This is a genomic window from bacterium (assembly GCA_030697795.1).
Lineage (GTDB): Bacteria > Patescibacteriota > Minisyncoccia > JACQLN01 > JACQLN01 > JACQLN01.
The window spans coordinates 1-15,490 of record JAUYOV010000006.1 but is presented as its reverse complement, the minus strand read 5'-3'; the positions used below and the strand labels follow the sequence as shown (position 1 = coordinate 15,490).

Annotated in this window: 14 protein-coding genes and 1 tRNA gene; 4 read left to right on the top strand and 11 right to left on the bottom strand. The window is 36.1% G+C overall.

The features are described 5' to 3' along the window. The first annotated feature begins 364 nt into the window (after positions 1–364). The 4 genes from Q8Q95_02660 (at position 365) to recR (ending at position 4,887) form a co-directional block, all read left to right on the top strand. Positions 365–1,276, top strand: coding sequence for a magnesium transporter CorA family protein (locus tag Q8Q95_02660; protein ID MDP3764499.1), 912 nt, complete (start codon positions 365–367; stop codon positions 1,274–1,276). A 77-nt stretch (positions 1,277–1,353) separates the two neighbouring features. Further along, positions 1,354–2,727 carry a cysteine--tRNA ligase gene (gene cysS, locus Q8Q95_02655; GenBank protein MDP3764498.1) on the top strand — a complete coding sequence of 458 codons (1,374 nt, stop codon included), beginning with the start codon at positions 1,354–1,356 and terminating at the stop codon, positions 2,725–2,727. Positions 2,728–2,826: 99 nt separating this feature from the next. Then, positions 2,827–4,203, top strand: coding sequence for a replicative DNA helicase (dnaB, locus tag Q8Q95_02650; GenBank protein MDP3764497.1), 1,377 nt, complete (start codon positions 2,827–2,829; stop codon positions 4,201–4,203). A gap of 87 nt (positions 4,204–4,290) precedes the next feature. Beyond that, positions 4,291–4,887, top strand: coding sequence for a recombination mediator RecR (gene recR / locus Q8Q95_02645; GenBank protein MDP3764496.1), 597 nt, complete (start codon positions 4,291–4,293; stop codon positions 4,885–4,887). A 102-nt stretch (positions 4,888–4,989) separates the two neighbouring features. Here recR and rplU read toward each other — a convergent pair whose 3' ends face one another. From rplU to rsmH, 11 genes are all read right to left on the bottom strand, one after another. Continuing rightward, positions 4,990–5,307 (bottom strand): 50S ribosomal protein L21, encoded by a 318-nt coding sequence (rplU, locus tag Q8Q95_02640; protein MDP3764495.1) that lies wholly within the window; start codon positions 5,305–5,307, stop codon positions 4,990–4,992. Between the two features lie 193 nt (positions 5,308–5,500). Next, on the bottom strand, positions 5,501–5,635 hold the full coding sequence (locus Q8Q95_02635) for a hypothetical protein (GenBank protein MDP3764494.1): 135 nt from the start codon (positions 5,633–5,635) through the stop codon (positions 5,501–5,503). Positions 5,636–5,667: 32 nt separating this feature from the next. Next, positions 5,668–6,729 carry a DNA recombination protein RmuC gene (locus tag Q8Q95_02630; protein ID MDP3764493.1) on the bottom strand — a complete coding sequence of 354 codons (1,062 nt, stop codon included), beginning with the start codon at positions 6,727–6,729 and terminating at the stop codon, positions 5,668–5,670. A gap of 149 nt (positions 6,730–6,878) precedes the next feature. Beyond that, positions 6,879–9,605 carry a cation-transporting P-type ATPase gene (locus Q8Q95_02625; GenBank protein MDP3764492.1) on the bottom strand — a complete coding sequence of 909 codons (2,727 nt, stop codon included), beginning with the start codon at positions 9,603–9,605 and terminating at the stop codon, positions 6,879–6,881. A 233-nt stretch (positions 9,606–9,838) separates the two neighbouring features. Then, positions 9,839–10,549 carry a serine hydrolase gene (locus Q8Q95_02620; GenBank protein MDP3764491.1) on the bottom strand — a complete coding sequence of 237 codons (711 nt, stop codon included), beginning with the start codon at positions 10,547–10,549 and terminating at the stop codon, positions 9,839–9,841. Between the two features lie 45 nt (positions 10,550–10,594). Beyond that, on the bottom strand, positions 10,595–10,849 hold the full coding sequence (locus Q8Q95_02615) for a hypothetical protein (GenBank protein ID MDP3764490.1): 255 nt from the start codon (positions 10,847–10,849) through the stop codon (positions 10,595–10,597). Positions 10,850–10,853: 4 nt separating this feature from the next. Continuing rightward, positions 10,854–10,926 (bottom strand) — tRNA-Glu (locus Q8Q95_02610). 141 nt (positions 10,927–11,067) lie between these two features. Further along, positions 11,068–12,321 carry a Mur ligase family protein gene (locus tag Q8Q95_02605; GenBank protein ID MDP3764489.1) on the bottom strand — a complete coding sequence of 418 codons (1,254 nt, stop codon included), beginning with the start codon at positions 12,319–12,321 and terminating at the stop codon, positions 11,068–11,070. A 30-nt stretch (positions 12,322–12,351) separates the two neighbouring features. Continuing rightward, entirely contained in the window at positions 12,352–14,091 is a 1,740-nt protein-coding gene (locus Q8Q95_02600; GenBank protein MDP3764488.1) for a penicillin-binding protein 2, read from the bottom strand. A 19-nt stretch (positions 14,092–14,110) separates the two neighbouring features. Continuing rightward, positions 14,111–14,431, bottom strand: a complete 321-nt coding sequence (locus tag Q8Q95_02595) for a hypothetical protein (protein ID MDP3764487.1) — start codon at positions 14,429–14,431, stop codon at positions 14,111–14,113. A gap of 30 nt (positions 14,432–14,461) precedes the next feature. Further along, positions 14,462–15,436 carry a 16S rRNA (cytosine(1402)-N(4))-methyltransferase RsmH gene (gene rsmH / locus Q8Q95_02590; GenBank protein MDP3764486.1) on the bottom strand — a complete coding sequence of 325 codons (975 nt, stop codon included), beginning with the start codon at positions 15,434–15,436 and terminating at the stop codon, positions 14,462–14,464. Positions 15,437–15,490 lie beyond the last annotated feature (54 nt).

The window sequence follows — 15,490 nt, the reverse complement described above, 5'->3', positions numbered from 1 at the left end:
AAAAAAATAGGCAAACTAGAATATTTCTATAAAATCCCTTTTTACATAACTATATTCAAATTCTTAACGAATTACTATTGGTATGGTGTAATTTTATACGAAGACTATTCCCCCGACCATCACTGCGAAGAATGCCACAATAAAAAAGTGAAACAGCTAAGACACTGCCCAAAATGCCAAGCTTATGTCTCGGAGAAAAAACCTAGAAAGGTTAGCCTAAAAATATGCCCTCGATAACCCACCCCTCCATGGAGGGGTTTTTATTTTTACAATTTTATAAACTTTATTCCACAATCAATTTCGGCTGAATTTTGGTATAATTTAACTAATAACCTAAGAAGCTAAAAGCTAATCCCTACCCAAAATGACCACCCTAAAATCGCCCAACGTAACTTGGTTAGATATCAAACAGCCCTCGCCTAAAGAACTGCGTTTTTTAGCCGAAAACTATAACGTCCATCCCTTAATAATAGAGGGCTTGGAAAAGCCGACTATTCGTTCTCAAGCCGAAGATTATAACGGCTATATTTATTTAGTTTTACACTTCCCCATTTTCAACGAAGAAAAAAAGATATCGGAACCCGTAGAAATAGATTTTATAATTACGCCCGATACTATAATTTCGGTGCGATACTCCCACATAGATCCGCTAGATAATTTTCTAGAAAAATGTAAATCTCCTATAGGGCACGCTAAAAAAGAAGCCATGTCGCGGGGCGCTATATATCTTTTCTACTATTTAATTAAAGAAATGTACACTTTTTCTTTGCGCCAGCTAGATCATATGGAAGGCAATATAGAAAAAATAGAAGAAGCTATCTTTACGGGGCACCACAAAGAAATGCTTTTGGCGCTTTCACTGGCCCGAAGCGATGTTTTAAATTTTTTGCGCACCTTCCGCCCCCAAGGCGCTGTTTTAGAAAGTTTATTGGCCCGAAGCGATTCTTTTGAACAAAAAGCTCGGCCCTATTTAATAGATCTTCTGGGCGAACATCACCAAGTTTTAAATCAAGCCGAAAATAACCGCGAAAGTATAGAAGGCTTGCAAACCACAAATTCTGCACTGCTAGAACACAAAACCGGCGAAATAATGAAAGTGCTGACCATCATGGCTTTTGTTACTTTTCCTTTAACGTTGCTCGCCAATATTTTCAGTATGAACACAGTGGTTATGCCCATCGCCGGCCAGCCTTATGACTTTTGGATAATTATTGGTATAATGTTGGGCGCCGTGGCTTTGTTTTTTGCCTTTTTTAAATCTAAAAAGTGGCTCTAGGATAGCTTTCTAGGACATTAGCTTGTTAGCTTTTTAGAAATTTGCTAGAAAGCTAGAAAGCTAGAAAGCTAAAAACCTTGCGACTATACAACACCCTAACTAGTAAAAAAGACGATATAAAAACCCCGATGATTGGCGGGGTCAATTTGTTTGTGTGTGGCCCTACAGTTTACGACTATAGCCACATAGGCCACGCCCGCACCTATATATTTTTTGATGCCTTGGTTAAATTTATGCGCGAGAGGCTAAACATGAAAGTTCATTATTTACAGAACATTACCAATATAGACGACAGAATAATAAAACGTTCCGCCGAAGAAAATAAAAATCCGCAAGAGGTGGCGGATTTTTTTGAAAAAGAATATATAGACGATATGAAATTGCTCGGCGTAAGCGCAGTGGATACCTATGCTCCTGCCACTAAATATATTCCCGAAATAATTTCGCAAGTGGAACGCTTAATTAAAAAAGGTTTTGCCTATGTGGCCGAGAATAGCGTTTATTTTGATGTTAGAAAATTTCCAGAATACGGAAAATTATCCCACCAAAAAATAAACGAACTTAAAGAGGGTGTAAGAATAGATGTTGAAGCAGGTAAAAAATTCTTCGCCGATTTTGCTTTATGGAAAGCCTCCAAGCATGGAGAACCGTCTTGGGATTCGCCTTGGGGTAAAGGACGCCCCGGTTGGCACATAGAAGACACAGCTATTACCGAAAAACATTTTGGTTCGCGCTATAACATACATGGTGGTGGTATGGATTTAATTTTTCCGCATCACGAAGCCGAGATAGCACAAATGGAAGCAATTTCGGGCTTAAGCCCGCTAGCCGAAGTTTGGATTCACACCGGCATGCTTTTGGTTGATGGCGAAAAAATGTCTAAATCTTTAGATAACTTTATTACCATACGTGAATTCTTAAAAGAAAATTCACTGCAAATTTTACGCTATATGGTTTTGTCTCAACATTATCGCACTGGTTTAGATTTTTCTAAAAAAACGATTCAAATGGCGAGTGCTTCTATAAACAGAATTGCTGATTTTAAACAGAGGTTAAAAGAAATAAACAGACAGTCTTCTCACCTGCCTTGGGAAGACTTTGCCAAAACATTTTGGCGCGAGCTGGCCGATGATTTTAACACCCCTAAAGCTTTAGCTTCATTATTTGAACTTATTACAGAAACCAACAAACTTATAGATTCACACAACTTATCCCAGAGTGATGCACAGAAAATCGTTGACTTTATAGACGAGGTAAACGATATTTTAAATATCTTGCCTGTGATGAGCGAAGTTGAGCCACCTGTAGAGGTTATGGCTTTGATGGCCGACAGAGAAAAAGCTCGCGCCAATAAAGATTTTGCATTATCCGACAAACTCCGCGATCAAATAAAAAATCTTGGTTGGGAAGTGGAAGATACTTCTAGCGGACCAAGAATTACCAAGCTTTAAAAATAAGAGGTAAAAAATCATTCTGAACAGCATCACGGAGATGACCGATTCTACAATTGAGAGGACTCCGTGTCGTCTGCGAAGAATGATTTTTTAAACATGCTTTCTCCATTAACAAAAACCGACATCAACCCAGTTTCCATAGACAAACTGCCCCCACAATCGATTGAAGCCGAAGAATCGGTTTTAGGAGCTTTGTTGATGGATAAAAATGCCATAATCCGCGTAGCGGATTTTTTGCATTCAGAAGATTTCTACAAACGCCAGCACCAGTTGATATACAGCGCAGTTTTATTTCTTTACGAGAAATCTGAACCGGTTGACGTTTTAAGTTTGTCTAATCGCCTAAAAGAAGCCAGCCAGCTTGAAAGCATAGGCGGTACTTCTTATTTAACTGGTTTAATAAATTCTGTACCCACAGCTTCCAACGTTTTACATTACGCTAAAATAGTCAGGCATAAAAAAATACTGCGCGACCTTTTATCGGCCTCGCAAGATATTGCTCAACTAGGCTGGCAAGAAAACCAAGATATTGAACTTGTCCTAGACGAAGCCGAAAGAAGAATATTTTCTATTGCCGAAAAATCTTTAAAACAAGATTTTGTATCTATAAAATCAGCGTTGGAAGATGCTTTTGAAAGAATAGATAAGCTTCATAAAGGCGATGGTGCTCTGCGCGGAGTGCCCACAGGTTTTTCGGATTTAGACCATTATTTAGCCGGCTTACAAAAATCAGATTTGATTGTTTTAGCGGCTCGGCCATCTTTAGGTAAAACTTCACTGGCCTTAAATATTGCCGGCCACGTAGCCATAAAAGAAAAAATACCTGTGGGCATTTTTTCTTTGGAAATGTCTAAAGAACAATTGGTGGATAGAATGCTGGCTTCCGAAGCTGGCGTTGATTTATGGAAACTCCGTACCGGCCGATTAAGCATGGATGGCGAAGATAGTGATTTTTCTAGAATCCAAGAAGCTATGGGTGTATTAGCCGAAGCGCCTATTTTTATAGACGACGCAGCTTCCAGCAACATTATTCAAATGCGCACTATGGCCCGCCGCTTACAGGCCGAACATGGTTTGGGTCTAATAATTGTTGATTATTTGCAACTTATGGAAGGACGCAATAATAACGAAGGACGCACCCAAGAAATTAGCGAAATTTCCAGATCGCTCAAAAATTTGGCGCGCGAATTAAACGTGCCGGTTTTAGCTATATCCCAGCTTTCGCGCGCGGTAGAATCGCGTAGCCCGCAAATACCAAGATTATCCGATCTGCGTGAATCGGGCTCTATCGAACAAGATGCCGATGTGGTTTTGTTTATTTATCGTGAAGACAGAGAAAAACCCAATACCGAAAAAAAGAACGTAGCCGAAATTCATATTGCCAAACACAGAAACGGCCCCACTGGTAAAATTGAGCTATATTTTGATGCCGACAGAGTTCAGTTTAGAGATTTAGCTAAGCACATAGAATAGCGACACCAATACACTAATGCACACGAATTTACGAATGAATTTAATTAGTGTCATTCGAGTGCATTCGTAATTAGAGCCGCTGGTTAAATGTTTCCCGCCCCCATCCAAAAACTAATTTCCCACTTTCAAAAACTGCCCGGCATTGGCCCGCGCCAAGCTGCTAAATTTGCTATGCGCTTAACCAAAATGACGGAAAGCGAATTAAAGTTTATGGCGCACGATATTTCTAGCTTAAAATCGTTTGTGGGTGAATGCAAGGAATGTTTTATGCTTTTTGATAAACCCGCCAGTGGAATTTCGTTATGCCAATTCTGCCGAAACCCCCAACGCGATAAAAATAAAATCTGCGTAGTGGTGAACGACAACGACGCTTTAAGCATAGAAAAAACAAAAAACTTTGATGGTTTATACCACGTACTGGGCGGGCATGTTTCGCTTTTAGATAAAGAAGAAAATAGAAACCTAAATTTGATAGGCTTAAAGAATAGAATTAAAAAAGAAACAGAAGTTATTTTAGCTTTAAACGCCAATGCCGAAGGCCAAGCCACTATAATGTATTTAGAAAAATTTTTAGAAGGCCTTGGCCACAGAACCTCCCGCCTAGCTCAAGGTATGTCTACCGGCAGCGAAATTGAATATGCCGACGACCAGACTTTGATAAATGCCTTAAAGCATAGGAGGTAAAAAATAAAAAAATCATCATTCCGAGTGGCACTATGGAGAAGACTATTTTATATAAATAAAGAGGCTCTATATCGCCCACGAGGGGTGATGATTTTGAGATTGCTAGGCGGAGATTTTTGTGATTTCTAGTTCGGTAAAATGTTGGCGGTGGCCAGCTTTCTTTTTGTAACGTTTTTTGGCGCGATACTTAAAAACAATTACTTTCTTATCTCTAGCTTGCCTAGCTACTTTGGCCGAAACTTTGGCACCCTCTACCATAGGAGTTCCAATCTTTAAATCCGTCTCATTAGAAACCATTAAAACATTATCAAAAACAACCTCACTGCCCTCTTCGGCCTTAAGCTTTTCTACTTTTAGTTTTTGACCTTCGGCAACTTTATATTGCTTGCCACCTGTTTTTATTACAGCAAATTTAGACATGCGATGAGAATAAATCATCATTCCGAGCAGCATCACGGAGAAGACAAAATTATATAATAAAGAGGCTCCGTGTCGTCTGCGAGGGGTGATGATTTATGAACAGTGTTTTATGAACAAGATAGATGTTAACACACCTAAATATAAAAGAAAAGAGGCCTAAACACTATGGTTTAGGCCGGTATTTGTGAGAGGGTTATTCATCTTCATGCTGGATCTTCATCTGCTTCAAGAGACGGTTCATTTTAATACTCCCATCAATAAAATAGGGCAGAAAAAACACCCAATATATGCCCAAAAGCGTTAGAGCGAACCGAGCTTCGCCAGACATAAAACACCTCCTTTTGGGTTTAAAGAACAACGTTAGATATCTTCATCTTTTTCTGGACCAGTCAAAACCATGGTTTCGACCCCCATTTTTTCGCCTGTTATTCGTAACACATCCTTATCTATTTTACCAAATTCTTTGTAGGCATGGTTATACATACTTACAGTAGTGCCTAAATTTTTGCCCAGACGGCCTAAATAATCTTCGTAACTAGCCAGGTGTTTGCTTAAATCTTCTACCCTTTTTATTATTTCTTTAGCCGATTCTTCTATCTGCAAAGCCCTTAAGCCCTGCATAACTGTTTGCAGATATGCCAAAAAAGATGTGGGTGAAACAATAATAACCTTGTATCTATTAGTAGCGCGCTGTATAAGGTTCTCGGTATCTTCGTCTCGCATGGCGCCAATTTTATTTACCAAAAGATCGTAATAAATGGCTTCGTGCGGAATAAACATAAAAGCAAAATCCATTGTGCCCTGCCCTGGTTGAATATATTTAGAAGTTTCCTGAATACGCATTTTAAGGTCGTTTACAAAAACTTTTTCCAAACGAATGCGCTCGGCTTCGTTTTTTTCTTCTACTAAGCGATTATAGTTTTCCAAAGAAAATTTAGAATCTACTGGTATAATTTTGTCTTTAACAAAAACAACGGCGTCCACTATAGTGCCGTCTTTAAAGGCATATTGCATTTGATAACTACCTGGTGGCAAGACATTTTTTAAAAGAGTTTCTAAATAATATTCGCCTAAAATTCCGCGTTGTTTGGGATTTTTTAAAATATCTTGAAGACTTTTTAATTGATCGGCAAAATTAACCACTTGCCTATTGGTTTCGTCTAGTTTAGTTAAACGCTCTGTTACATCGCGCACAATTTGAGCTGTTTGGCCAAACTGGTTTTGCATACTGCGATGCGATTCGCCTAGCTTACTATCTAATACTTTAGATATATCGCTTATTTGGTTTTGAAGCATCAAGAATAGGTTCTGTTGATCTTGTGGCTTTTCATCGAGCTCAGCTCGACGACGAGATAAAAACCAAAACAAACCGGCAAAACCAGCCACTATTAGAATAATTAAAATAATAAATTCAGAACTCATACCCAGTTAGACAACTTTGACTGTTGCTTTGTTATTAAACTTAAATTGACACGACTTACCTTTTTTAAGGGATTTACATCACTTCGTGTTTATACCCCATAGACGCAACTAAGTTTAATTAGTCAAAGTTGTTCTACTGGGCATAATACTTATATTATATTGCCACGTTTTTTATTAAATATCCATTTAGAAATTTCAACTAAAATTATATTAATTGCTGCTGCAGAAAAAATAACCACCCACTCTAAAAAACCAATTGGCTGCAAGTTAAGAATACTATTAAGAAAGGGTAAATAAATAGCTCCAGCTAAAAACAATAAACTTAACCCCAAAGAAGCTAACAAATACTTATTACTAAAAAACGAAACTTCCCAAATTGGCCTTCTTAAGCTTCTTAAGGATAACGCCGAAAAAACAGAAATCACACCTAAACCTGCAAAAACAATACTCTGGGCATAAGCATAACTTTCAAAAGAAGATCCAAAGAATAAAAACATACCAAATAACATTCCAGCACCTGCAATACCAATTACAAAAATTAAAAATCTTGCAAGATTATCTAAAATTGGTTTTTTAATACTCTGTGGCTTTAAATTCATTATGTCTTTTTCGGCGCCTTCAAAAGAAAGTGCGATGGCTGGCAAAACTTCGCTAACTAAATTGACCCATAAAATTTGGATAGCGGTTATTGGCAAGGGTAACTTTAAAACTAAAGATATGGAAACTAAAAATATCTCTATTAAGCTAGTACTTAGTAGATAAGCTGTTACTTTTTTAATATTTTCTAAAATAACCCTACCTTCTTTAATAGCTTTTATTAATACAGAAAAATTATTCTCTAAAAGCACCATACCAGAAGCTTCTCGCGCTAAATCCGTTCCACTAGCCAAAGAAACACCTACATTCGCTTTTAAGAGCAGTGGGGCATCGTTTATACCATCTCCAATAGCAGTTACAACTCCACCATGGCTTTGCCATGCCTCTACTATTTTTAATTTTTGTTCTGGCGTCACTCTACTAAAAATATCTATGTCTTTCACCCTATGATAAAAATCTTTATCGCTAATTAAATTAATATCCTTGCCCTCTAAAACTTCGGGTACTTTTCTTTCTTTAGAGAAAAACCCAACTTCTTTTGCAACCAACCGAGCTGTTGCCGTATGATCCCCTGTAACCATAACCGTTCTTATGCCAGCATTGTGGCTTAAAGCAATAAAATCTTTAACATCAGGCCTTATAGAATCCTTTAAACCCAAAAGGCCAACTAAATTAAGCTCGCGCATAACATCTTTTAAAAGATTATCAATGTTTTTATTTTGTAATAAATTTTTATCCTCAATCTTTTTTGAACATATCGCCAAAACGCTAAAACCGTTTCTGGCCATGGCATCTATAGCATCTTTTATGGTAGAAATTTCAAAAGAACTAATACTTTCATACCTATTTAAAACTTGAATTCTTTTTATCTGGCTTAACAAAATATCGGCTGCCCCCACGCTAATAGCCCAAACTTCGCCGTTTTCGTTTTCTCTAAATGAAACACTAAATTTTCTTTGGCTATTAAAATTTATTTCGCCTAATTTTTTAAAATTTTTATTTAATTTTTTAAAATCTAAGCCCGCCTTATAAGCCGCCTCCACCAAAGCCTTAGCCACCGCACTGCCCTTTATTTTCCATTTAATAAATTCTTCTTCTAAATTTTCTATAACCGCTTCCGAAGCTAATAACCCATACGATAAAGCCAGAATCCTGTTGGGCAAATATTCTGGCGTAGCATCCATTTCTAATATTCCGCCTCTTTTTTCTGGGGTTAATACTTTGCTCACCCGCAAATCTCCATGGGTTAAAGTTCCTGTTTTATCGGTCAAAATAACAGACGTATTACCCAAGGTTTCTACCGCAACCATCTTTTTAATTAAACCCTTATCTTTTAGTATCCGCCTAGTGCCAATAGCTAGAATAACAGTAACCGCCACCGGTAAACTTTCTGGCACCGCGGCCACCGCTATGGCCACAGCTATTAAAAACATTTCTTTAATGTCTCGACCCAAGAAAATAGCGAAAATGAATATAAGCACGCTTATAAGCAAAACCCCTAGGCCTATAAACTGGCTAAGCTTATATATTTTTTTTTCGAATGGGGTTTTGGTAATTTTAATATTTTTTAGTAATTTACCTATTTGCCCAACTTCCGAATTATCACCCGTGCCAAAAACAATGGCTTCCAAAGAGCCTTCAGCTAAAATTGTACCGCCAAAAATAACATTAGTTCTTTCAAAAACAACTGCGCTAGAAGCCAGCGTGCCAGCAGATTTTAAAACATCCTTAGCTTCGCCTGTTAACAGGCTTTCGCTGGTCTTGGCATTAAAACTATTAATAATTCGGGCATCTGCTGGAATTCTATCGCCGGCTCTTACCATAATTATGTCTCCGGGAACAATTTTAGAAGAAGATAAAAAGATAAACTTGCCATCACGTAAAACCAAAGAATTCTGCACTTCTAATTTTTTTAAACTTTCTAAAGATTTTTTAGCACTATATTCCTGAAAAAACCCTACTAGACTATTTATAATTACTGCACCAAAAATAACAATGGAATCTTTTTTATAATCAAAATAAAAAGTTACACCACCACTTAATATAAGAATTATTATTAATGGGTTTAGAAATTGAGAAAACAGAATATGCCAAAATGTTTTTACAATTTTTGAACTAAATTCGTTATGGCCAAATTGCTGTAATCTTTTTTCGGCTTCCGTTGTTGTTAAACCATCTCTTTTAGAATTTAGGCGCAAAAAAACATCGCCCAAGGGGAAGCTATGCCAAGGAATCTCTGGTATTAAGTTTTGCTTCTTGTTTTTATTATGTGGTGGCATTTACTAAGATATTAACACGCCCCGTAGTAGTTGAGCTGTAATCAAACCAAGGTTTTTAAATTTGGACTGTTTTTACACTAAAAATACCCACTAAACTATTTATTAAAAATATACTACCAAATTTGGTTTGATATTAAAAACCTTCAGCTCAAGTTACTACGGGGCACGGCAAAATATCAAAATAGCAGGTGTTTTACACACCTGCTATTATAATTAGAAAATGATCGAATTTATTAGTTATTAAGCAAACCGTCAGAGGACTTATTATATACTAAACCAGAAATTTCTTTAATTATTTCTGTGAGTGCTTGCAAACTTTTTCCTCTGGTCATAACACATAAAAAATATGGATGATTGGGATAATAAACCACACCACAATCATGGAGTTCCATCTGGCTTATTTTTTTATTTTGATACAAAGCATAATCACCAAATTTGTGTGCAATAGGCACTTCTAAGGGTACACCACCGCGCAAACCATATTTAAACTCAGCCTGAGCCAGTAAGTTTAAAGCCTCCTCCGACATTTCTCTATTTAAAAATGTGGCATTATATAACGTTCTAAAAAATAAAGAATATTTTTTAGAAGAAACCTTATAGCCTTCATTGCTTAACAATGGAAAATCAAGCTCGTTAAAAACACTATTAACATAATTTAAATCTATATTTTCAAGCAAAAGCTTTTTCGAAAAATTATCCGAATCAACTATCATATTTCTTATTAAATCTTCCACACTATAATAAGTATTAGGTATAAGAGTTGGAACTTGTGCTGAATTAGCATCTTTACTTATACTATCTCCTGCATAATAAATCTTTTTTGAAAGTATTGTTGGATCGTCTTCGGTTTTTTTAAAATATGCCATCATAAAAGGAACTTTTAACAAGCTGGCGGAATCATAATCATCGTCTTCGTTTATTCCTATCCACTGCCCATTTTCCATATTTCTAAAATAAATAGAGATAGAATCTGCATCCTTGTTACTCAACTAATTATCTATAAGTTTATTAAGTTCGTCTCTTAATGGTTTAAGGTTTCCAAACTCTTCCTGATTATCAGAAATATCGAAACCAAGCAGAGGATTTATAAATTTATAATCAACCGATACAGGATGAATCTTATTTATAGAAGGATCTTTCGTCTCAATATTTCTATTAAAAAAATAGCTTAGAAACCAGCCTACAACTGTTCCAAGAGTAAAAATAATTAAAACTAAAATTAAATTTTTTCGCGAATCTTTCATAATGCGCCGCCACGGGGAATCGAACCCCGGTTCCAGCGTTGAGAACGCTATGTCCTAGGCCACTAGACGATGGCGGCAAAAACTACAAAACAAGGTAAACATTATCCCGAGCAGCATTATGGAGAAAACAACTATCTAATAAAGAGGCTCCATACCCGCTTCGCCAAAGCTTCAGCGAGGCGAGTCGTCTGCGAGGGATGATGTTTCCATCAAAAAAATCAACCCTTTACTTCCTCTACAATCGTTTCCATCTTAACCGAACGAGAGGCTTTTATCAACACAACGTCATCTTTTTGTAAAATATTTTTAACAGTTTCGATCGCCTCATTAGAAGTCTTAAACCAAAATAAATTTTCGCCTAACTTCTTTTTTTGTTTCTCGGCTTCTTCTTTCGCAAAAAGCATTTCATCTCCCACAAAAAATAAAATTTTAGCAATTTTAGCAGCCTTCTTTCCTATCATTCTATGCCCTTCTTCCATATTAATTCCTAATTCTTTCATACTACCTAAAACAGTAATTTTTCTATTTTTCTTAAATTTAGATAAAAGCTCTAAAGCTGCTTCGCAAGCTAGCGGCGAAGAGTTATACGAATCATCTATTATAATAGTATCCTTGATACCTTTTAATATTTCTAACCTATGTTCTGGTGGGCTAAATTTTTCTAAAGCTTTAGAAATATCTTTTAAACTTACATCAAACGCTCTTCCAACTGCTGTAGCTGCCAAAACAGCATATAGTGTTGGTAAACCAATTGTTTTCGAAACTTTAAAAGATTCAACTTTTCCAATATTTTTATCTTCTATTTTAAATTCCATTCCGGAATCTTTAATTTCTTCTGGTTTGGTTGGAAGATTATAAACAAAATCGGAAAGCTCTATTTCTGCTCCAGCTTGGAAACCATAATATATTCTTTGTCGGCCTGTTGGCACTCTATCCCTTAATTCTCGAACAGAAAGATCGTCGTAATTTAAAATAGCGAGGCCATTTGGTTTTAAGCTTTTTAAAACATTAACTTTCTCGCTAATATATTCATCGCGCTCGGGGAAAAATTCTAAATGTACCGGCATCTCACCAATGGCTGTTATAACTGCGATATCGGAATATATAAAAGAAGTTAAATAAACAATATCGTTAGGTTTATCCGCTGCCATTTCTAAAACCAACATCTGGGGATACTTGGCGTTAGAAAAAATTAGTTTTAAAGCTTTATAAAAATTTTTAAACCACAAAATAACATTATTTTTGGCATCTATTCCACCAATTATGGTTAAGGGTACACCAATTTCTGTATTTAAATTTTTTTCGTTTGCCCTAACCTTTTTTGGGAAAGAATATTCTAAGACCGTTTTTATGGCTTCTTTAGCAGAAGATTTTCCAACGGAACCAGTAATTACAACTACTTTGGGTTTATATTTGGCCAAAATAGCCATGCTTAGATATTTTAATATGTATTGTATTATTTTCCTCATCATATTTAGAATTTAGAGCTTAGGGTTTAGAATTTATTTTTGTAAGGCTTTATCCGGTTTAACTTTTAAATAATGTAAAATATATTCCCCAACATTTTTAAAAACAGGTCCCGTGGTAGATTCCGAAAACCTTGCTCCTTGTGGGTAATCTAACCTAAGGAGCATTACAAAAGCTGGATCATATGCAGGACTATACCCTACAAAAGTATGTATTGTTTTATCCGAATACCCACCATTAACACCGGCAACTTGGGCTGTGCCTGTTTTACCAGCAACCGAATATCCTGGAATCTTAGCATACCTACCACTTCCATTTTCCACCACATTAACAAGCATCTTGGTTACGGCTTCGCTAGTAGTCTTTTTTATAACACGCCGTTTAATTTCTTTTTTGTTTTCTAAAACCACCTTATCTTCGGCAGAAGAACTGTCAACCACTTTTTCTACAATATATGGGCGCATAAGTTCGCCACCATTAGCAATAGATGCAATAGCTGTTGTCATCGCCATCGAAGTTACAGAAATACCTTGTCCGAAAGAAGAAGTTAGCCAATCAACTTCTACCCCGCTTTTTAAATTTCTAATATCCCCCTTGGCTTCGCCAGATAAAGATATTCCGGTCTTCTCACCAAAACCAAAGTTATTAATATATTCACGCCAAACTCCCTGCGGAATACGGCGTAACGCAAAAATAACACCGGTGTTTAAAGATCTTTCTAAAACCTGCGTCATTGTTTGTTCGCCCCAAGATTGAAGTGTAGAATTTCTTATTGTAAAACCATCTACTGTAACTTCGCCTGTGTCGAAATATTTAAGATCTGGAGTTATTACATTAATATCTAGTGCCGAAGCCATAGTTATTGGTTTAAAAATAGAACCTGGTTCAAAAACAAGTTGAATGTTGGTATTTAAAAACTGGGAAGCATTTTTAACCTCGTTATATTTGTTAGGATCAAAATTAGGCAAACTCGCCATAGCAAGAATAGCTCCGGTTTTTGGATCCATAACAATTCCACTAGCCCCTTCAGCTGAATATTTATCTAAAGCTATCTTTAATTCTTTTTCTAAAGTTAATTGAATATTATAATCAATCGTTAAATAAACATCATCACCATTTCTAGCTTTTGTAACATGCGAAAGAGGCAAAACCAAAGAACCTAAAGCTTTTTTAACTCCAGCAACATAGCCTAGCTCACCTTTTAATTCTTTATCGTAAAAACCTTCCAAACCATATTGCCCAGATCTAGATCCATCGCTAGAAATTGTCTTACTTACAAAACCAATAACTCTGGAAGCTAATCCATCTAATGGGTAATATCTATCTTGAAAAGCTTTCCAATGAACACCTTTAAAATTTAACTCTTTTAAACTTAAAACAACATCTTTTTTAACTTTATCTTTAATAGGTTCGTAAGGATCATTTTCTTTACTGATTCTTTCTAAAACTTTTTCCTTTTCTATTTCTAAAAGCTCTGCTAATTTATTAGCTACTATTTCTTTTTCTTCTGGTGGAATATCTTTGGGAGATGCCCAAATATTATACCAAGTACTGGTTAAAGCTACGGGTATACTTTTTTCGGAATTTTTTAAATAAATACTTCCTCGTTCAGGTAAAACTACGTCTTCAAATTTTTGTTGATTACTGGCAGTTTCTTGATAAGCTGAACCTCTTAGAATTTGTAAATAAAAAAGTCTGCCTAAAGCAGATAAACACAACACCACAAACAACCCTCCGATAAAAAAAATTCGGTTTCTATTTATTCCTCCTTCCATTATATTCCTAATCTAACTTTTAAGGCTTGTCTTTGGCAAAAGACACAACAGAAGAAACCTCTTTACTAGAACGAATATCCACGTAACCATTTGCCAAGTTTATTTCTACCAATTTTAACCCTCCGGCTAATATTGCCAAAGCTTCAACACCTTCGGTTTGGGCTAATTTTGTTAAAAGATTTCCATACACTTCTTTAGCTTCTAACTGGCGCATCGATAGTTCGTCTATTTTAAAATCTAAAGAAGTAGATAGACCCGAAAACAAAATATAAGTTATTAAAAACACAAAGACCGACGCTGTTAAAATTATTTCTAGTTTATTTATTAATATATTCTTCATTTTTTCTTTTCTTTTTCTAAATTCTAGCTTCTAGATACTAGTTTCTATTTTCTTAATTGCTCTAAGTTTTGCACTTTTCGACCTAGCATTTTCTTTTAATTCATCTTCGCTAGCTATAATTGGCTTTTTTGTTAATACCTCACCAACACCAGATTGTTTTTTTTCGTTAAAAAAGTTTTTTACTATTCTGTCTTCTAGCGAATGAAACGATATTGCAACTATTCGCCCATTGGGCTTTAAAATACTCCACGCACCCTCCAGACCCTGCTTTATATTCTCTAATTCGTTGTTAACCGCAATACGTAATGCTTGAAAGATTCTACTGTAAGTTTTTACTTTATAACCCCTAATAACACTATCTATAACCGTCACTAATTCCCCCGTTGTTAATATTTTTTTATCTTTTCTCGACTCTGCAATCGCCTTAGCAATTTTTCTTGAATCTCTTTCTTCGCCATATTCTTCGAAAATTCTTTCTAATTCGTTTTCTGGCCAAGAATTCAAAACTTCTAAAGCCGTTAGACTTGTTTCTGTGTCATAACGCATATCTAGGGGCTCATCTTTCGCGTAAGAAAAACCTCTACCAGATGCATCGATATGAAAAGATCTAAAACCAAAGTCGAATAAAACTCCATCCACTTCATCAAGGTTTAACCTTGATGAGATATTCGCAATATCTGCAAAATTACCAGACCGAAGCTCGATACCAGACCAGCTAAGCCCCACTTCGCTCAAGGAGCTACGAGGGACGAGCGGTTCGGACGCTTTTAAGTTCGCCGATCCGGAATCGAGTTTCGGCCCAGATTCAAAATCCAAATCTATGCCCAATAATTTACCTTCTGGTGATATTAATTTTAAAATTTCTTTGGCATGCCCTCCTTCACCAAAAGTTGCATCTATAAAATCCTCTCCTTTTTTTGGATCAAGATACTGAATAACTTCTTTTAAAAGTACTGGCACATGCCCAGCTTCGTTAGCTGTTAGCTTCGTTAGCTTGTTAGTCATATTTTTTATTTTCTAAACTCTAATGAAGCTAATGAAGCTGAAAGCTAATATATT